Annotated in this window: 18 protein-coding genes and 2 tRNA genes; 8 read left to right on the top strand and 12 right to left on the bottom strand. The window is 36.6% G+C overall.

Annotated features, from left to right (window positions below):
• Window positions 1-5 precede the first annotated feature (5 nt).
• Window positions 6-638 (bottom strand): archaeal proteasome endopeptidase complex subunit beta, encoded by a 633-nt coding sequence (psmB, locus tag NSIN_RS02275; protein ID WP_101009203.1) that lies wholly within the window; start codon window positions 636-638, stop codon window positions 6-8.
• A 104-nt stretch (window positions 639-742) separates the two neighbouring features.
• On the opposite strand from psmB, the gene NSIN_RS02270 reads away from it, so the two are divergent.
• Complete coding sequence (locus NSIN_RS02270; RefSeq protein WP_394340802.1) at window positions 743-1783, top strand: sn-glycerol-1-phosphate dehydrogenase; 1041 nt, start codon at window positions 743-745, stop codon at window positions 1781-1783.
• A gap of 2 nt (window positions 1784-1785) precedes the next feature.
• Here NSIN_RS02270 and NSIN_RS02265 read toward each other — a convergent pair whose 3' ends face one another.
• The 4 genes from NSIN_RS02265 to NSIN_RS02250 form a co-directional block, all read right to left on the bottom strand.
• Window positions 1786-2529 (bottom strand): peptidylprolyl isomerase, encoded by a 744-nt coding sequence (locus NSIN_RS02265; RefSeq protein ID WP_101009202.1) that lies wholly within the window; start codon window positions 2527-2529, stop codon window positions 1786-1788.
• Between the two features lie 72 nt (window positions 2530-2601).
• Window positions 2602-3744, bottom strand: coding sequence for a pyridoxal-phosphate-dependent aminotransferase family protein (locus NSIN_RS02260; RefSeq protein ID WP_101009201.1), 1143 nt, complete (start codon window positions 3742-3744; stop codon window positions 2602-2604).
• A gap of 41 nt (window positions 3745-3785) precedes the next feature.
• A complete protein-coding gene (locus NSIN_RS02255; protein ID WP_101009200.1) occupies window positions 3786-4283 on the bottom strand; it encodes a nicotinamide-nucleotide adenylyltransferase in 498 nt (165 codons plus the stop codon).
• An 80-nt stretch (window positions 4284-4363) separates the two neighbouring features.
• Window positions 4364-9388 carry a LamG domain-containing protein gene (locus NSIN_RS02250; protein ID WP_218192577.1) on the bottom strand — a complete coding sequence of 1675 codons (5025 nt, stop codon included), beginning with the start codon at window positions 9386-9388 and terminating at the stop codon, window positions 4364-4366.
• 239 nt (window positions 9389-9627) lie between these two features.
• Between NSIN_RS02250 and NSIN_RS02245 the strand changes: the two genes are divergently transcribed.
• Window positions 9628-10965: an NAD(P)/FAD-dependent oxidoreductase gene (locus tag NSIN_RS02245; RefSeq protein WP_101009198.1), complete on the top strand. Its 1338-nt coding sequence runs from the start codon at window positions 9628-9630 to the stop codon at window positions 10963-10965.
• A 10-nt stretch (window positions 10966-10975) separates the two neighbouring features.
• On the opposite strand, the gene NSIN_RS02240 is transcribed toward NSIN_RS02245, so the two are convergent.
• Entirely contained in the window at window positions 10976-11752 is a 777-nt protein-coding gene (locus NSIN_RS02240; RefSeq protein ID WP_245871877.1) for a class I SAM-dependent methyltransferase, read from the bottom strand.
• Between the two features lie 80 nt (window positions 11753-11832).
• On the opposite strand from NSIN_RS02240, the gene rtcA reads away from it, so the two are divergent.
• Window positions 11833-12861 (top strand): RNA 3'-terminal phosphate cyclase, encoded by a 1029-nt coding sequence (gene rtcA, locus NSIN_RS02235; protein WP_101009197.1) that lies wholly within the window; start codon window positions 11833-11835, stop codon window positions 12859-12861.
• Here rtcA and NSIN_RS02230 read toward each other — a convergent pair.
• Window positions 12844-13338 carry a CopD family protein gene (locus NSIN_RS02230; protein ID WP_101009965.1) on the bottom strand — a complete coding sequence of 165 codons (495 nt, stop codon included), beginning with the start codon at window positions 13336-13338 and terminating at the stop codon, window positions 12844-12846. The genes rtcA and NSIN_RS02230 overlap by 18 nt on opposite strands.
• 83 nt (window positions 13339-13421) lie before the next feature.
• Here NSIN_RS02230 and NSIN_RS02225 point away from each other — a divergent pair, with 83 nt between their 5' ends.
• Window positions 13422-13919, top strand: coding sequence for an LEA type 2 family protein (locus NSIN_RS02225; RefSeq protein ID WP_101009196.1), 498 nt, complete (start codon window positions 13422-13424; stop codon window positions 13917-13919).
• Here NSIN_RS02225 and NSIN_RS02220 read toward each other — a convergent pair.
• Both NSIN_RS02220 and NSIN_RS02215 read right to left on the bottom strand, forming a co-directional pair.
• Window positions 13916-14314: a pyridoxamine 5'-phosphate oxidase family protein gene (locus tag NSIN_RS02220; protein WP_101009195.1), complete on the bottom strand. Its 399-nt coding sequence runs from the start codon at window positions 14312-14314 to the stop codon at window positions 13916-13918. The genes NSIN_RS02225 and NSIN_RS02220 overlap by 4 nt on opposite strands.
• A gap of 32 nt (window positions 14315-14346) precedes the next feature.
• A tRNA-Val gene (locus NSIN_RS02215) sits at window positions 14347-14421 on the bottom strand.
• Between the two features lie 128 nt (window positions 14422-14549).
• Between NSIN_RS02215 and bluB the strand changes: the two genes are divergently transcribed.
• A complete protein-coding gene (bluB, locus tag NSIN_RS02210) occupies window positions 14550-15260 on the top strand; it encodes a 5,6-dimethylbenzimidazole synthase (protein ID WP_101009194.1) in 711 nt (236 codons plus the stop codon).
• A gap of 24 nt (window positions 15261-15284) precedes the next feature.
• Window positions 15285-15377: transfer RNA gene (locus NSIN_RS09390), tRNA-Arg, on the top strand.
• A 20-nt stretch (window positions 15378-15397) separates the two neighbouring features.
• On the opposite strand, the gene NSIN_RS02205 is transcribed toward NSIN_RS09390, so the two are convergent.
• From NSIN_RS02205 to NSIN_RS02195, 3 genes are all read right to left on the bottom strand, one after another.
• Window positions 15398-15814: a hypothetical protein gene (locus NSIN_RS02205; protein ID WP_101009193.1), complete on the bottom strand. Its 417-nt coding sequence runs from the start codon at window positions 15812-15814 to the stop codon at window positions 15398-15400.
• 175 nt (window positions 15815-15989) lie between these two features.
• Window positions 15990-16448 (bottom strand): hypothetical protein, encoded by a 459-nt coding sequence (locus NSIN_RS02200; protein WP_101009192.1) that lies wholly within the window; start codon window positions 16446-16448, stop codon window positions 15990-15992.
• Between the two features lie 87 nt (window positions 16449-16535).
• Window positions 16536-16778, bottom strand: a complete 243-nt coding sequence (locus NSIN_RS02195; protein WP_101009191.1) for a hypothetical protein — start codon at window positions 16776-16778, stop codon at window positions 16536-16538.
• Window positions 16779-17041: 263 nt separating this feature from the next.
• On the opposite strand from NSIN_RS02195, the gene NSIN_RS02190 reads away from it, so the two are divergent.
• The gene (locus tag NSIN_RS02190; protein ID WP_101009190.1) at window positions 17042-17521 is read left to right on the top strand and encodes a peptidylprolyl isomerase; all 480 of its coding nucleotides are present in this window, start codon (window positions 17042-17044) and stop codon (window positions 17519-17521) included.
• A gap of 8 nt (window positions 17522-17529) precedes the next feature.
• On the top strand, window positions 17530-18528 hold the full coding sequence (locus tag NSIN_RS02185; RefSeq protein WP_101009189.1) for a hypothetical protein: 999 nt from the start codon (window positions 17530-17532) through the stop codon (window positions 18526-18528).
• Window positions 18529-18541 lie beyond the last annotated feature (13 nt).

Genomic DNA, 18541 nt, shown 5'->3' with positions numbered 1-18541 from the left:
AATCACTAAAGCGTAATTATGGCCTTCTTCTGTTCTTTGGTCAAGAGTCTGTACCCTTGCTTGTCGATTATAGCGACATTGATTCCGTCACCTGTTCCAATGTTTCTTGTAATTGCAGCTTTTACTGCTCTTAGGGCAACTACTTTGCCCTCTTCGACGGTAAGGCCATCGCGGTATTCACTTTCCAATAGACCATATGCTACTGGAGAACCGCTTCCTGTTGTTACGTATGTTTTTTTGTCAAGTGATCCAAACATGTCAATGTTGTACAATGCTGGACCTTGTTGGTCATATCCCCCTACAAGGATGTCTGCAATGAATGGATAGTATCTATTTTGGAAAAATATCAAAGATGCAAGTCTTGCAAGCGACTTGATTGGTAGATACTCTTGTTTTTCAATTCTATGTATGTTTGAATGATAGCGGAGCATGTCTGTGACGTTTTGTGCGTCTGCGACACCACCTGCGATTGTCATTCCTGCATGATTATCTATTTTTTGGATCTTCATTGTATTGTTATTTGCTATGAAATATCCTGCGCTTGCTCTCATATCTGCGCACAAGACAACACCATCGGTACAGGTTATCCCTACTGTAGTGGTTCCATGGTATGTGTGTTGTTCAATATAGTCTGACAAATAACTTACTCCTAACTTGAGATACTTCGTGTGGGATATAACCCGCTTAAATAACTTTGTATTATATGACATATTGATAAATAACCAACTTTCAAGTGAAAACCATGGCTTCTCACATAATGGAGCTACCAAGGAAGATACTCATAGGTGAGAACAACATTTCTGACATTGGGGATTTCCTCGTAGGCCTTTCTGCCCCAGAGAGGGTTTCACTTGTTTCAGGTGACAAGGTACGAAAGATAACAGACAAGAAAATATCATCATCTCTTTCAGATTCCAAGATAAAGTATGTTTGGCATCGCAGCACAAGCAATGATGTAGATTCTGCAAAAAAGACACTAGAGGATATCAGAAAGGACAAGAGCGATCTAATCATTGGAATTGGGGGCGGAAGATCAGTAGATATTGCAAAGATGATAGCATTTACACTCAAAAAGTCATTTGTAAGCATACCAACCTCTGCATCACATGATGGAATAGCAAGTCCGTTTGTTTCATTGCGAGGCGACAAGCCATATTCCATTATAGCTACTGCACCGCTTGGAGTCTTTGTAGACATTGCCATACTGAAAAAGGCGCCAAGGAGACTTTTGGCAAGCGGTTGTGGAGACTTGATGGCAAAAGTTACAGCAGTGCGAGATTGGGAGCTTGCAAGAGACAATGTTGGAGAATATTTTGGTACATATGCTGCAAACTTGGCATCAATGAGCGCAAAGATTGTAATTGACAATTCTAAAGATTTCAAGAAAAAGCCAGACGTTCGCATGATTGTAGAGGCTTTGATAAGCTCTGGTGTTGCAGCATGCATTGCGGGAAGCAGTAGACCATGTTCTGGTGCAGAGCATTTGTTTTCTCATGCAGTTGATCATCTAAAACCAGGTATTGGTCTTCATGGTGAAAAGTGTGGCATTGGTGCAATCCTTGTTGCAAAGATGCAGGGACAAGATTGGAAAAAGATAATTCAAATGCTAAAAAATGTTGGTGCGCCAACCAAGGCAAAGGAGATTGGATTAGAACCAAGTGTTCTTGCAAAAGCACTGACTATTGCCCAGTCATTGCGACCTGAGAGATATACGATACTTAGCAAGAAAATCATGAATGAGCAAAAAGCAATAGAACTTGCTAAAAGTACTGGTGTGTTGTAGTTTTAGGCTGTCTTTTGTTGTGCAGGCTTGGCAGCAGCTGGTTTCTCTGCTGGTTTGTCTTGTTTTGGTTTGTTGTATGAATCAACAAAGTTTACTTTCTCAAGTTTTGGAACAAACTTGAATATCTCATTTGCAATTGCACGCTTGACAATCTGGAGGCCGTCCATCATCATTGCCTCTTCTGGGATTGTGACATCTACTGCAGTTGCCTTGATCTCAAACTTTATCTTTGATTCGTCAATTGGGAATCTTCTTTTTAGCAATCCCATGACTTTGTCCTGATCGGTATCTAGTGATTTTAGAACATTTACATCATAAACAATTGTCTTTCCTGCAAATCTGTGGTTAAAGTCAATTTGCACTCTGCCTGATCCGATAAATCTTACAATTCCTGTTCTTTCATCCATTTCAATTGTATCGCCAACTGAAATTTTTTCTGCATCTTCACCAAGTTTGCGGAGAGGGATCATGCGAACTTTGCCAGAGTCTCTTGTTCCAAATCCTTTCTCGGGCGGAACCTCTACTGTGAGTTTGTCTCCTGGTTTGGTATTTGCAAGTGCATCATCGAGTCCCTTTAGAACCCAAGATTCTCCTACGGAGATTAATCTTGGTTGATATTTTACATTTGGATCATGAATAGAACTTGATTTAGCGTCAGCTTCTCTTGTTGTTTCAAATACTTCATTTGAATCCTTGACCTTGGCAGTATAATCTACCAGTATCAGAGTTCCTTTTTGGAAAGTCAACGTGATCGATCCTTTAACTTCCTAATATTAAGTTAAAGCTAAAAGGACTATTTCAGGGCAGTATTTTTAGATCTACAGTGCCCTGAGTTTGTCTTCTGCTACCTTGATTGCATCTGGGTTTGTCTTGTAACCCATCATATCAAGTGTTGATGCAATTGCAGAGATTGTTCTCATTACATGATACTTGTGTACTTCTCCCATGCATCCAACTCGGAATACTTTGCCTTTGAGTTCACCAAATCCACCTGCAACTAGAACTCGGAATTTTTCAGATAGTGTTCCTCGGAATGTTTTGTCATCAAGTCCCTGCAAATAGTTTAGTGCAATTACAACTGTAGAGCGTGCATCTTCTTTTGCAAATGGAGAAAGGCCCATTGTACTTAGTCCACTGTACAATGCATCAGAGCAAACTCTGTGTCTTCGTATTCTGTTTTCAATTCCTTCTTCTAGAATGATATCTAGTGCTTCTCTGTATGCATAAAGTAATGGTATTGCTGGAGTAAATGGAGTTTCTTTTGTATCGTCATAGTACTTGAAGTATCTTGCCATGTTAAAGTAGAATGTTGGCGGTGGATTTGCAATCATGTGTTTTTTTGCTTTCTGGCTTACTGCAATTGGAGATATTCCTGGAGGTGCTGCAAGTGCCTTTTGTGCTCCTGTGACACAAACATCTACCCCCCACTTGTCCATGTGGAATTCTTCTCCACCAAGTATTGAGACTCCATCTACAACATAGAAGGAGTCATTTCTTGCTGTAAGATCCTTGATTTTATCGAGATATTTGACCATTGTACCAGTGGAGGTCTCGTTCCATACAACATAGAATGCCTTGACATCTTTGTTGTTGTCAAATGCTTCCTTTACTTGATCAAATGTTGCATTTTGGCCAAATGGAGTTGTAAGTCGTATAACATTTGCGCCAGCCCACTCTAACATTGTAGAGAGTCTGCTGCTAAATTCACCGTTGACTGGTATTATGACCTTGTCGCCTTTTTTTACCATGTTGACAACAGAAGCTTCAACTGCGCCGGTTCCAGATGCACTCAGTGCCACTACATCGCTTGTAGTGTCAAAGATTTTCTGGCTTTTTTCTATGGTGTCAACGTATAATTTTACAAAATCTTTACTTCTGTGATTTATCATATGAGTAAACATTGAACGTGTTACTCTCTCCGGAACATTTGTTGGTCCTGGCAACATTACTAGATATTCCAAATAAATCTCCAACTTGCAAGCAAGTTAACCGCTATTTATAATTACAGAATTTTGAGCAGCCTATTCTTTGCATCTATTTTCAAAAGCACCTTTCTTGTACCTTCAGGAACAAGATCAGACCAGTCTTTCCCGCTTGCGATCATTTCTCGAATATTTGTTCCAGAGATGGTATCTCGTCTTAGTAGGGGAACCTCGATCACATTCTTGTTGCGTTTCTTGTACAACGTGATGGTGAATTCATCATTTGAAAAAACTACATCATATGGAGGAACAATGGAATCAACGTGGTATGTCCACTTTTCATGATCTCCTGTATCTGGTACAAAAAATATCTTGACGCGTTCTAGTGTTTTAGGATCTAATGATGAGAGAATCATCTCCTTTCGCTCTTCTGCGGTAAATGGGTTTCTTTTTTCATAGCTCTTGTTTGAGCTTCCTATTCCTATCCACAGGTTGTCAACTTGGGACAGTCCAATGTGTACTGCCTCTAGGTGTCCTTTGTGAAACGGTTGAAATCTGCCAATTAGTAATCCATCCATTGCAAAATCTTGTTTATGCTTTTTAAAAAACCTAGTTGATCTTGATTTTCATATTTTGTAAGAAAGGGTTAGCTTTTTAGTCATTGAAGACCAGATGTATCTGCTGTATGGTACTGTATCTTTAATGGTATTTTTTCCATTGCCTGAGCTTGAGGTATTAGATTTTCATTTGATTCAAGATCAACACTCCAATGGCCTAATATTGGATCAACTGAAGATATGGTAAATCTCTCAAGTAAACTTTCAGATCCGGAATATCGAACATTATAAAGTTGGTTTCCCATATTGATTTTCATGACTTGATCTTGCAAGTCATATGTAGATTTGTTGACAAGGCAATTATTTCCTATAATACATGTACCGTCTGGTGCAGTAACTCTGTATGACATACCTGTTTCATGTGGATGTGATGAATATAGAATGTCAGGAGTTGCAATGACATTTCCTTTATCATCAATCATAGATTGTATATTGATTGTATTTGAGATTGGAATAGTTTTTACTGATGGGAATGTGTTTATGGTTGATTCCGGACTAGAGATTATTTTGTCATAGAATTTAGCTTGTGCAGTTAGATGGTGAGATAACATTTTACCTGTTGAAAGAGTATCCCATTGCAGATTTATTTTGGTGAGTCCTGGACCAAAAATGTGCATAGGTGATACATATACTGGATTTCCATCTACAACGAGGATAATAGTACCATAAACTGGGCCTGTAGAGTTGTTGGTAAGAAATGCAGCTGGTGTGGCTACTGTGCCCTCTGCCCTATCTGATACAACATATAGATCTAATTTACCATTTATAGAGTATTGTGGTTTTATGGCAAGATCATATTCAGGTGAATCAATTTGTCCATCTTGATTTTCTACATGTATCCAGTATTTTATTGCAGGGGCAGATATCATGTCTGTAGGAATTGTTCCAGAGACTAGATAGGTTGAATTTGATATTAAGAGTGGAGATGCAGTCATGTCAATTTGATCATATTTTGATTCATTTTGACCAAATTTGATAGATCGTAGATAAGTATGTGTTATTGGTATCTTGCTATCCACTATGGAATAAACCGTAATTGGCTTGTTGTCAACATATTGGGATGGGTTGTCTGCTAAAATCTTTGTACCATTTCCAATTTGGTATTTTACATCAAATATCTTTGGTGCAGAAAGATCAACTTGTACGGGTGAGATTGTGATTTCAGTTTGTGTATAGTCTAGGTTTTCACCACATCCATTGACAATTACTGTCTTTCCTACTGAGAATATGTTATGGTTGATGGATTCTAGTGCAACTACCTCAAATGATGTCTCTTTTGGAGAAAGTGATGCCTGGTATACTAGATGACGTATAGTAGAGTTGGAGTTTTCTTGTGCATATGGTTGATTTGCTAATAGTTGTGCACTTACTACACCAGTTACAGATGTACGGACAATTACCATTGGGTCTACATCACTTACATCTGTTGCAACCTGGATTATTGCAGTCTGGTTATCACATGTTTCATAAGATATCTTTTCTATCTTAAGATAAGGACCTGCTCCTCCTCCATTGCTTGATGGTGCACCATATGTTCCCACTCCGAATCCTGTTCCAGTACCTCCTCCACCACCTACACTACTTACAGATCCTGTGGTAGAGACAGAAGATGAGGTATTTGAACTCCAAGTTGCAAAACCAGTAAAGTGTTTTGTCCAAACTACCAAATCAGGACCCACATTAGTTTTACATGCTCCATTGGATGGAAGGTTATTGTTTGTTGTTTGTGTATCGTCATTGCATGTTGCTGTAATTTCTGTAAATGGCGTTATAGAATTAAAATAACCAATGCGTTGCCCCGCCTGACCTGTAAATACTAATCGTACAGCTTTGTTAAAGGTGAGGGATACAGTGTCGGATCCAATTTCTATACTATTTGTAACTGTGTTTACAGTATTTGCTTCTACGGGTATTGATGGCGCAGATATTACATGTGGTAGATTAAGTACTCCATTCCATGAAGCATTACCAGTTATTGTAAGTGCGGGTGGTAACGTTACTTGAATTGTTGGAATAGCACTAGTAGTATTTTGTAAGATTGTCAGGCCATTAGTGATTGATACTGTGCTTGATGTAGAATTTGTTTGTACTATGCTAGAATAATTCAGTGTAGTAGCTACAGTAGTTTGAGGAACTATGATAGTAGTTAGATTAACATTTGGACTTGTTATGACTAGATCAGTCTTTGTAGAATTGATTATGATTTCTTTTTGTGTATTTACTAATTGTTGATTTGCTGCAAGAGGCAATAGAAATGGCTCAGTATCTGATAATCCTAGCTGTTCTTGTAGTACGATATTGTGAATTGAAGATGTAGATGCAGTATCTGATAATCCTAGCTGTTCTTGTAGTACGATATTGTGAATTGAAGATGTAGATGCAGTATCTGATAATCCTAGCTGTTCTTGTAGTACGATATTGTGAATTGAAGATGTAGATGCAGTATCTGATAATCCTATGTTTTCAGATAATTGTATTGAAAATTGTTGGCTGCCACAATCATGGTTGTCATTGTTGTTTCCATTATGTTCACCGTCATTGTTGTTTCCATTATGTTCACCGTCATTGTTGTTTCCATTATGTTCACCGTCATTGTTGTTTCCATTATGTTCACCGTCATTGTTGTTTCCATTATGTTCACCGTCATTGTTGCAATTATTGTTGCCATCATTTCCATTATCATTTCCATTATCATCTTCTTCTACTTGGAAATCTTGTTCAGATAGATGTGGTACTATCCATTGCATTTGGTCTACTATTCCATCTCTATCTGTATCTACAAACTGAACATGGAATCTAGGATCATTTGTAACATCAGTCTTTGTGCCATTTATCATCCAAAATAATTTAAAATGTATCCCTTTCATGACCAGATCTCTGGGTAAATTAGTGTATGATTTAACATCAGTATAATGCAGGGTCGAATTGTTTAACACTCGTATTTGTTTACTAAATTGATTTGATGAAGATTCATTAGTTTCTAAGGTATATGGTGCAGGAGTCTGGAATTTGAGTTGGTATTGTTCTGCAGTATAGTTTATGACAAGAAGTTTGGATGTTTTGTTTGATTCAATCATTTGAGGGTTTAATGATGCAATAGGTACAACTTTGTTTGAGATTATTGTTGTGTTTGCATTAGAAGTCTGATTAAGTATTTGCAATTTTGAGATGTCTGTAGTATATTCCATCTTGGTTGCATTCACATCTAGTATCTTTGCATCTGATGGAATTTGTATAGCTAAATTAGCAGTTTGAGAAAGTGTAACATTTTGGGTCCAAGTTACTGGTTTATTGATCTCAATGTATGTGTGATTTAATTGTGAATTGATTATCACAGGAGTATTGATGGTTGTTGCATTACTAGTAGAGTATGAGGGATTAAAAATAAACGCATTTTGTAAATAGATCTTGTTTATTTGTGATGCGCTAAGAGTAGAAGTATACAGAGTTACATCTCGAATTGAACCAGAAAATAGGTTATCGCTCTGAGAACGTAAGGAGTTGAGATATGCACCAATTGCAACGTCTGAATTAGACGATAAAATAATTCCGGTTCGATTTTCAATCTTACCAGTTATGGAAATTGTGGGTATTCCAGTAAGTGGTATCTTTGATTCTTGAAGACCATTGACGTATATGCCGATAGAAGAATTATCATAAGTGGCTACAAGATTAGTCCAGTCTTCCGGAATAGTGCTGTTTGATGTAACAGTATTCCATTTTATTCCATCAAATATAGAAAAGATGGCTTTCTTTGAGGGTGGTATGTCATTGTTTATAGCTAAAATGAAAGTATTTTCTTTACTAATTACAGTAAATTGAGACGAACCATGACTGTAATCAGGTTTTACCCATGCAGATAAGGTTAGAGCAGAGAGGTTTTTTGTAGAGATTACATTTTGTTTTAGATAACCATTACCATTCAGTTGTAATGATGTTGTATTTGTAGAATTATCAATTCTTGTTTTCCCAACAGATAACGTCTTCAAGATAGAAGATGTGAAATTCCAAGATTGAGTAGGAATTGGGAAGGTTGTATTGTTATGCGAGTTATTTTTTATAATAGACGTTGTGGCATTAGAGAATTGGAATGAGATTGTGGAAGAATGATTTGATGGGATATAGTTAGTGGCATTAGAGAATTGGAATGAGATTGTGGAATTGGATTGTTGGGGTATCAATTTTGTAGCATTAGAGAATTGGAATGAGATTGTGGAAGAATGATTTGATGGGATATAGTTAGTGGCATTAGAGAATTGGAATGAGATTGTGGAATTTGAGTTTGACGAAAAATGAGATGGTCCAGTATTTTTGTCTGAAGGATTTGATTCCCCAAATGCCATCCATTCATAATTTCCAAATGTAGAAAATGGAGTTACTGTTGATGACGATATCAAAATAACAATGAAGAAAAATGAAAGAAAATGTTTAGAATTTATTTTTTCTGATTTAGATCGTATAAAAACATAGATTGACAGAGGTATAAAGCATACCAATAGAAGATATTGGTTGTTTTCTATTTCATGTGCAAGTTGAAGTAGAACGATTGTGGTTAGATTTGTATCTTTTGAAGATGAGATTGAAGTAACATATAGATATACATTGTTTTCAATTTTTTTGGTAAAGATATTTAATTCATATAATGATTTTGTTATATCATTTTGTTGTTGACCTAGAACTGTATTGTCAAAAAATTGTTGTATATATGATATGGTGGATTTGTCCAATGATTGATGTAAATTATTAAAATTAAGACTATCATCAAATCTATTTCGTTTTATTTTTTTTGCGATTACGCCAGTAGTATCTAGAAATTTATCGTTAGTATTTTGTGCGTTATAATTTGATATTTGTTCTAATCTAGTTCTTTTTAGTTTTTTAGTTATGACTTCATCAGTATTTACTATAGAGGATTTGTCATTAGTCTTAGGATTTTTGAAATTAAATGTGTTAAAGTAATTGTAATTCACATAATGAGCATTATACATGACCGAAACTGCACTACTACAAGAAATCAGAGATAATCCTGATAATACAAATATGAAAACAAAGATTTTTCTATCCAAATGTATCCCTTCCAATGAAAAAAACAGTTTTGGCAGTATTTATCATCAATATTACAAATTGTCAACATAATCATTAAGCAAGGTGGAATTTTGCTGATATTATTAATACCTATATGGTAAATGTACTGCAAATGGGATCCACTTTGGAAATAAAAAAGTGGCGTATTTCTTGTAGATATTTCTGCTACTGTTTTAACAATAGTGTAAACTGTTTAATTGAACACAAAATGGGACCCATCATGGAAAGAAAACATGCGCTAGTAATAGGTGGAAGTATTTCTGGGCTGGTTTCTGCTCAGATACTTGCAAAATATTTTGAGATTGTAACAATAATTGAGAAAGATGACATAAAATCATCAGATGTGCGAAATGGTACACCACAAGCAAATCACATCCACACACTACTTGTAAAAGGCAAACAAGTTCTTTCAGAAATTTTTCCAGAATTAGAAAAAGAGATGATGGAATCTGGTGCGTTAGGACTTGATTACATACTAAATGGTCAATATTTTATAGATGGTTATTGGACACCGAGATTTTCATCAGGTCTTGACAGTTATTTTTCAAGTAGGACACTATTTGAATTCACAATCAGAAAACAAGTGGAAAAAAATAACAAGATACAATTCATGAATGGTCTTGTTACAGGTCTTGTAACAGACAATAACAAACATGTATCTGTAAAAATAAAATCTGGAAAAGATTTCTCGTCAGAACAAATTCTTCATGGAGATATTGTTGTAGATGCAAGTGGTAGAAATTCAAAGACTTCGGAGTGGTTACAAGATATAGGATACGCAAAACCAGAAGAGACTCATGTTGATTCCAACATAGGATATGCTACTAGATGTTATAAAATTCCCAAAGAATATCAAAATCTAAAAGAATTCATTGTCATTCTCAATCACCCTCCACACCAACCAAAGATGGGTGGAATCTTGCCTATAGAAGGAAAAAGATGGAAAGTCACCATGTACAGCATAGGAAAGGACTTGCCAACTACAGATGAAAAAGAATTTTTGGAATTTTCAAGAACACTTGCAGATCAAAGAGTTTACGACATGATAAAAAATGCAGAGCCAGAATCAGAGATTCACGGGTATAGAGTAAGAGGGAGCAGAGTAATACATTATGAAAGAGCCAAGGTGTGGCCTGAAAATTATATTGTAATTGGAGATGCAGTATGTACATTCAATCCGTTTTACGGCCAGGGAATGACAATAGCGGTACTTGGATGCAAACTTTTAGATGAATTTTTGAAGAAAAATTTGTCAGAATCAAACCAAAAAAAATTGCCTTTAGAGTTTCAAAAAGAGTTGTACAAGAGAAATTCACATCCCTGGCTTCTTTCTACAGGAGAAGATTTTCGATGGCCAACTACCAAGGGCCAGAGACCAAGTGCACCTGCAAGGATGATGCAAGCGTACGCAGACAGCATATTGTACCTTTCACCACACAGCAAGCTTGCTGCAAAATCATTTCAGGAAATGATGCAAATGACAAGATCACCTCTGGTTTTGTTTCATCCTAAATTGATGGTACAATTATTGATGAGAAAAATGAAACTAAAGATTTAGACATTATTCTTTAGGGTTTGTAGGCTACAATGATGGATGTAGGATAAGAAAAGTATGTCATTTCATCTTTTGTATAACATTTGAGATCCATCTTATCAATTCCAAGATCATTTTGGATAAGATTACGAATCTTTTGATCATCTCCAGGATTTGGAAATGATGCAGCAAGTTGTTCTTCAAGTTCAGATTCAAGACGATAAAATGCAGCTGAGATATTTGTCAATCCAAATTTTTTTACCATGTCTAGTAATTCATCAAATGGTATAGCTCTCACATGAGAGGGATCACGAAGTTTTTCAATGTGATCATATGCAAGTGCCTTTTCAGGTCTGGGAGTAACATCAATTACCGCTATCCTACCCCCACGCTTGCATACTCGTATCATTTCTGACAAAACTTTCTCCGGTTCTAGAAAATGATGAAAACTATATCTTGTAATTACTAGAGAAAATAATTCATCTGGAAAAACAAGTGGAGAAGCGTTTCCAATATTCCATGTCAAATTATTCAACAGTCTTTCATGTTGTAGAAGTTTTGCTTTCTCTATCATTGCTGGTGTAATGTCTATTCCAGTAACATGCTTTGCAATTTTAGCAAATGCGCATGATACAAGACCTGGGCCACATGCTACATCCAATACAGAATCAGTGTTAGTAACTTGGGTAAGATCATACATGAGCTTGAATGCTCTTTCATCGGAGTGTCCCTGTTTTTTAGCAAATGGGTTTGCTTGCTTTGTAAATTGATCTATTATAGATGCTGTATGAACTGATGTTTTATCTGACAAGATTTGTCTTTTAACACATCTTGAATATTTATGAATTACATAACCATAGTTAATTAGATTCTACAATAAAGCAACTAGTCATGGAACCAATAAGAATAGACGGAGGATTTGGCGAAGGAGGCGGACAGATAATCCGAAGTGCAGTTACCTTGTCCGCAGTCACAGGAAAACCAGTTGAGATAGAAAATATTAGAAAAAACAGAAAAGTTCCAGGTCTAAGACCACAACATCTTCTTGGTGTGAAAATTTTGTCAAAGATTTGTCAAGCCAAGGTGGAAGGCCTTCAGGTAAATTCAACTTCATTGAAATTTTCTCCTTCACATGGATTAGATCTGGATCTGCAGGAAGATGTTGGTACTGCTGGAAGCATCTCGCTTATCTTGCAAGTTTTGATTCCTGCAGTTTCTCTTATGAGAAAAAGTCTGAAATTATCAATTATTGGAGGCACCGATGTTCCCTTTAGTCCTACCATGGATTACACAAAACATGTTTTTGGTAATGCCATGTCAAGAGTTGGGATTAATTTTGATCTTGAGGTAAAAAGAAGAGGGTATTATCCAAAAGGAGGCGGGCTGGTTAAAGTGCAGATACATCCATGCACTGCTTTACATTCTACATCACTTCTTCACAGGAAGACCAGAAATGCTAGTCTTTTGTGCACTTACTCACATATACCAAGGCAAGAAATAGAAAACCAAGTACAGGATGCAAAAGATGTTCTTGTTGCAAATGGATTTGATTGTGAATTTACAATAAGAGAAGAAAATGCTCAAGACAAAGGATGTTCAATTTTGATATTTTCCCATGATGCAGATTCTGTTACGGGTTATGATGGAATATATCAAAAGAGTTTGAATGGTCTTGGTAAATTTGTTGCGGAAAAATTTGTGGAAGAAAATTTAGGGGTTGACAGATTTCTTTCAGACATGCTAGTTGTTCCACTTTCACTTGTAAAAGATACTTCAGTGTACAGAGTTAGAAGCATTACAAAACATTTGGAAACAAATCTGTTTGTTGCGTCAAAAATGACTGGTTGCAAATATGGAATAGGGAAACTTGATAATGGCTTTGAAGTTAGAATTGCAGGGATCTCAGACACCTGCATGTAAAAGTGCAGCCATCAATAATATCAGAATTGAAATTATTACTGTAAGTCTTCCTAGTGTTATAATTTTTGAGCGTAATTTTTGAAGGGCATCGCCTGAAAGTTCTTTTGATTCTATTTTTCGTTCTACCTCACCTCGAATAAGTCGTACATGTATTGCAAATATGATTATCAATGCAATTACAAGTAGTACCTTGATGAGAAGGACTATCCCGTAGTTAGTATCAAGTATCATGGATGGCTTGGTAATTACTCCAGCAGAATTGTAAATTCCAGTCACTATCAGTACTATAAGGGACGGGACACCGATTTTGTTAAATTTGCGCCCAACCCGGATCATTATAGACAGTCTTCCCTCCACAGAATCGGAAATTGTCTTTAGAAGAGGTGCAAGAACTATGCCAATGAATATTGAACCACCAACCCAAATTGATGCAGCTAGAAGATGAGCCCACATTATGAGTGCGTCAGCAATTAGCATTACACTGGTTGGAATATCAACAAATAATACTATTTTCATATGACGAAGGTTTTTTAATTCAAAAGGCCAGGTAGCTTTTAGATTTGATAAGCAAGGGAAGACTAGTCATAATAGCATGCTTTGCAGGCCTTGGAGCAATGATGTTATTTTTCTATGTTTATGCAAATTCTTTCCAGGGTGACCTTAACAAAGTAATAGTAAGCATTGATAGTATCACAGTACTTGATGAAAACAAGCTGGACAAACGTGCACATCTTGATGTTAGATTCAATCTACAAAATCCCACAACAATTGTATTAACTGTATCAACGATCAATTATCAGCTATACGCAAATGGTGTTAACATAGGAGAAGGTCACTTTACTACAGAAGACATACCAGAGGCTGGAAGACCTGCACTTTTTGCAAATAGTACCTTGACATTGCCCACAACATTTGATCTTGTAAATAGTGGACAGATTGCTAAACAATATTCAGATATTACAACCAATCAACCTGTAAAATATGAAGTCAAAGGACAGATAACTATTGAATCATTCTTGACAGCAGTCATCAAAGACTTTGATTTGAATTTCGGCTAGCCTAGTCCCCAACTTGTTTTGGTTTTAGGACTAATCTTTACAAATGGTGCTTCATCTTCTTTCCATGGATTTTCTCTGACCCAGGCAAATTTTTTGAAAAATATTTCATACAGACGTTTGAATTGCGGTCCATTATCAATTAGTGTGGCTGTTCCTTGCACAACTACGGCCTTGTGTTTTCCCGGCAAGTAGTGATCTACAGTGATCGCAATTTTGTTATTCTTTTTTAGATTTGCATATTTTTTTGTGTCATAATCAGTTGCAAAATAGAAAAATCCATCTTCAAAATAATATGAGACTGGAGCTATGTGTGGTACATCATTTGCACATGTAGCTATTCTGCATCCTTCATTTTCTTTTAGAAATTCTGATTCTTTTATGGTAAATTTTATCATAGATTCCACTCAACGGCATTAAATAAAAAGAATGGGCCGGGAGAGATTTGAACTCTCGACCACCTCCGTGTCAGGGAGGTATCCTAACCAGACTAGACTACCGGCCCGATAGGATTCGGGCTTACTTTAGACGTTATTAACGTTTAAGAAAATAGATGCTTGCATTTTATGGCAATAACCATAACAGTAATAGTGGAAAACAAGAATAATATGCAATGCAACAGAGGATTATCATATGATTGGTGATTTTTCACCAGAGGAGAAGGATGGCTTTTACAAGGCAGTATTTTCAAGAAGAGATGTTAGATCTCATTTTACTTCAGATCCTATTGATGAGAAAATACTTACAAAGATACTCAATGCTGCTCATCATGCACCATCTGTCGGGTTTTCGCAACCATGGAATTTCATCCTAGTAAGAAACAATGAGACACGAAAACAAGTTAAAGATTCATTTGATAGGGAGCGAACTCGCTCCTCAACTCTTGTTGAAGATCCAAAGAGATCAAAATATTTGTCACTTAGGCTTCAAGGAATTTTGGATTGCGATGTAAACATATGCGTTACATATGATCCTACAAAATTTGGTCCATTTGTAATAGGACGATCTAGTATTCCAGAGACTGGGATCTATAGCGTTTGTTGTGCAATACAAAATCTTTGGCTTGCAGCAAGAACAGAAGGAATAGGAGTTGGTTGGGTTAGCATACTTTCAAATGATGATCTCAAGAAAATTCTTGAGATTCCTGAACATGTAGTTCCTGTAGCATACCTTTGTCTTGGACATGTTTCGAATTTTGCAGACAAGCCAGATTTGGAAAGTGCTGGTTGGTTGCCTAGGCTTGGTTTGAAAGATGTTGTGTTTTATGAAAAGTGGAATAATTCTAATGATCCTAACTGGCAACAGATTCGGCAAATGATCATCTCAAATCTAGATTACGCTTAAATGCATACCAGGTGTGGATTTTTTGGGCTCGTGGCGCAGAGTCTTATAGACGCGAAACATGGATAGCGCGGTAGCCTCCTAAGTTACAGGTCGAGGGATCGAAGCCCTCCGAGCCCGGTTCTATTTGAAAACGAGAATTACGTTGATGTTGATCCAGTAGTAGACTTTAACACAGCTTTGTAGATGTCTACGGTATAATCGCCTTGGAAGATGTGGATGGCTTTGCCATTGTCAATAGATAGCACTCTGAAATATTTTTCATAAGAACCATCACTTTTTACATCAGTTTGTGCAAAGTAAACTGGTTTTCCATCTTTGTATATCTGAATTACAACAGGATATCCTGGTGCAGGATTTTGTACTGTTCCCCATACTGCAGCAAATGGTAACTTGCTATCATTTGGAATATGCATTGAGATCACATTCTTTTGTAGTACAACATTATCTTCAGGTACTAGCTTTTGGTCCCATTCGGCACCCTGTGATGCAGGAATTGTAACGCTTGGAAGCAAAAGTAAGAAGAATCCAAATATTGCACCAACTAGCAGCTTCATGTCAAAAATTGCGTATTGTTAAATATTAAGTTGACGCATCATCTATTCACATCAATTGATATCGGAAGAAAAACTAAATGATGGATGCAGATGTAATTGCCATTATGGTGGAGCAATAAGCTGTCCATCATGTAAAGAAAATCATGGTAAACATTCTTGCCCACACTGCAAGTAGTTACTTTTTCTTTTTAGCACTTTCTTTTGCTGCCAAAGTCTTCAGGTTAGCAAGGTCTACCTTTAATTTTTCAATCTCTACAAGTGTATGTAGATTAGATATCTCAGACTTGAGGTTTTCAATCTCTTCGTCCTTATTCTTAAGGGAGCTTTTCAGTGAATCTAGTTCTGCATTTAGCTCAGACTTGGCCTGACTAATTTGGTTTGATGTCATTTGTAATGTCTGACTGCCACTATGGCTAGTTAGCTTTTTTTTTTCTTCGTGGCCGTGGCCTTCGAGTCTGTGCATATACTGAGTACTCTTAAGGGCCAACCAGCATATTGCTACTAGGAACCATGAGATAGCCGCAAATACTATGAATATCTGCTGTGTAGCCGCTGGCATTATGAAATACATGATAGACATCGCAACTGCAAGGCAGGTTGTCATGATTGTTGGTATGTCATATTGACGTTCCATGAATTTACCTCACTGGTAGTTGAATATAAATAGTAATGCAGATTGTCAGGATAAAAAAGGACTTTGTAAAAATGAAAAGGGGAAAAGCTATTCTGCGCTTTGAGTAGTCTTACCTTGAGCAATCTCCATTTCTGGAACTTCAGATTGTAGGATCTTTATTTTTTGCAGAAGTTCGTTGCGAAGGTCTCTAGCTACTCGTCTTACTGTCGGTCTTGGAACCCCAAGTTCTTCTACTACTTTAGAGTAGATATCTTGTTTATCTGTAAAGCCTTTGTCAAGCAATTCATTGATTGCTTGTTTAATGCTTGTGCTTTGAGTAGTACGATTCACGAATTTTAATCTCCAGATGTTCTATATAAGACTGTTACTATGTTTTTGGTAATAATTTTTGATATTTGAAAAATAACTTGTAACACAAAAACAAGATTACATGTTTGTATCACAAGATTATTGATTTAACAAAAATTTACAAATGAAAAATTATTGTTTAATGTTTTTATTTTACTGACTATCAAATATTGCAGAATTGTAATTCATTATGCATGGAGTATAGTGGAGAAAAGTTCTTATGATTAAAAATCAGTTGTCAAAAGGTGCCAAAGGCAACTATAGAGACAAATTTTGGTAATATGGTCTTAGAATTATTTCCAAATATTGCCCCAGAAACTGTGAGAAATTTCTCAAAATTAGCAAAAAGTAACTTTTATGATGGAACATTGTTTCATCGTGTAATTCCTGGTTTTATGATTCAAGGAGGGGACCCAAATACAAAGAAATCAGACAAGAGTAATTGGGGCATGGGTGGACCAGGATATACCATAAAGGCGGAATTTAATTCTCGTTCTCATTTAAGAGGTATAGTGTCCATGGCAAGAGCAATGGACCCAAATAGTGCAGGTTCACAGTTTTTCATAGTAACAACAGATAGCACCTTCCTAGACAAACAATACACAGTTTTTGGCCAAGTCCTACAAGGAATGGATGTGGCAGATAAGATTGTCAATCTCCCAAGGGACAAAAATGACTGTCCACATCAGGAAGCAAAGATTATTCGCATAAGTGTATCAGAGTAGGAAAAGAATTGAAGATTTTACTTAGCCTTCTTGTCATACCGATATTATTAGTTCTCTCAGGATCGCAAGCATTTGGTCAAGTGTCAATGGGCACAGCACCACATGAAATGATTAAAGTAAACATTGATGAAAACGGTAGTGCGCATGTCACACACATAGTAAATAACACTGTGACCGGTTTTACACCAGTTCAGGTTGATCTAGTAGATGGCAATATGGCAAATCTTACTGTCACAGATGGCAGCGGCAAATCTGTGGAATATGCTTCAATCCAAAAATCACCATTATCAATTATTTTGAATGCATCTCAGAGAAATATGACCGTGATAAAATATGATCTTGCCAATGTAGTTACAAATACTGATGGTGTTTGGAAATGGAACTATTATGAGCCACAGGATACCGATTTTACTGCATTTTATTTCCCAAGTGGTGTTGATACAATTTGGGCAAATGATAGACCAGTATATCTAGGAGAACGTGGACTTGGCCAACATGGAAATGGATTTACATTAGAATATGTCATAAATGAACCAACAACTACTCAAAGTGTTCAAGTTGCAGGAAAGGACTATGCAGTAGGTGTAAGAACTCTTTCAGGACTTGGAAATTATGTATTTGATCAGTCCTTGAATACGTATTCATTTGATGTAGACAAGGCAAATATGCCAGTTACCGTAATAATGCCATTGGACTTGTTATCTGGTCCATACACTGTTACAATAAATGGTAACGCAACTTTGCACCAAGAGTTCCACAACAATGCAACACATGCATGGATAGGATTCAAGCCTAGCAAGAGTGGAACCATTCAGATTAAAGGTGCTGCACCAGGACAAAGCTCAGAATCCAATTCAGGCAGTTCTGCTGTAATATCAGGCCCTACACAGCCTAACACATACGACAGCACCATGGTTTACCTTGCAATTGGAGGAATTATTGCAGCTGGAATAGCATGGCTTGTAATTACAAGAAAAAAGGCAAGAAAGTCAGAACCTAGAACCTAGTTTTTAAATTAGA

Source organism: Candidatus Nitrosotalea sinensis (genome assembly GCF_900143675.1).
GTDB lineage: Archaea > Thermoproteota > Nitrososphaeria > Nitrososphaerales > Nitrosopumilaceae > Nitrosotalea > Nitrosotalea sinensis.
The sequence above is the reverse complement of the archived record's forward strand: the minus strand, read 5'-3'. Positions and strand labels throughout refer to the sequence as shown.

Bases quoted from the DNA above. Each gene is read 5' to 3' on its own strand.
- NSIN_RS02270 (WP_394340802.1), top strand. From the start codon at position 743: ATGGCTTCTCACATAATGGAGCTACCAAGGAAGATACTCATAGGTGAG.
- NSIN_RS02255 (WP_101009200.1), bottom strand. From the start codon at position 4,283: ATGGATGGATTACTAATTGGCAGATTTCAACCGTTTCACAAAGGACAC.
- NSIN_RS02245 (WP_101009198.1), top strand. From the start codon at position 9,628: ATGGAAAGAAAACATGCGCTAGTAATAGGTGGAAGTATTTCTGGGCTG.
- rtcA (WP_101009197.1), top strand. From the start codon at position 11,833: ATGGAACCAATAAGAATAGACGGAGGATTTGGCGAAGGAGGCGGACAG.
- NSIN_RS02230 (WP_101009965.1), bottom strand. From the start codon at position 13,338: ATGCTAATTGCTGACGCACTCATAATGTGGGCTCATCTTCTAGCTGCA.
- NSIN_RS02220 (WP_101009195.1), bottom strand. From the start codon at position 14,314: ATGATAAAATTTACCATAAAAGAATCAGAATTTCTAAAAGAAAATGAA.
- bluB (WP_101009194.1), top strand. From the start codon at position 14,550: ATGATTGGTGATTTTTCACCAGAGGAGAAGGATGGCTTTTACAAGGCA.
- NSIN_RS02205 (WP_101009193.1), bottom strand. From the start codon at position 15,814: ATGAAGCTGCTAGTTGGTGCAATATTTGGATTCTTCTTACTTTTGCTT.
- NSIN_RS02200 (WP_101009192.1), bottom strand. From the start codon at position 16,448: ATGGAACGTCAATATGACATACCAACAATCATGACAACCTGCCTTGCA.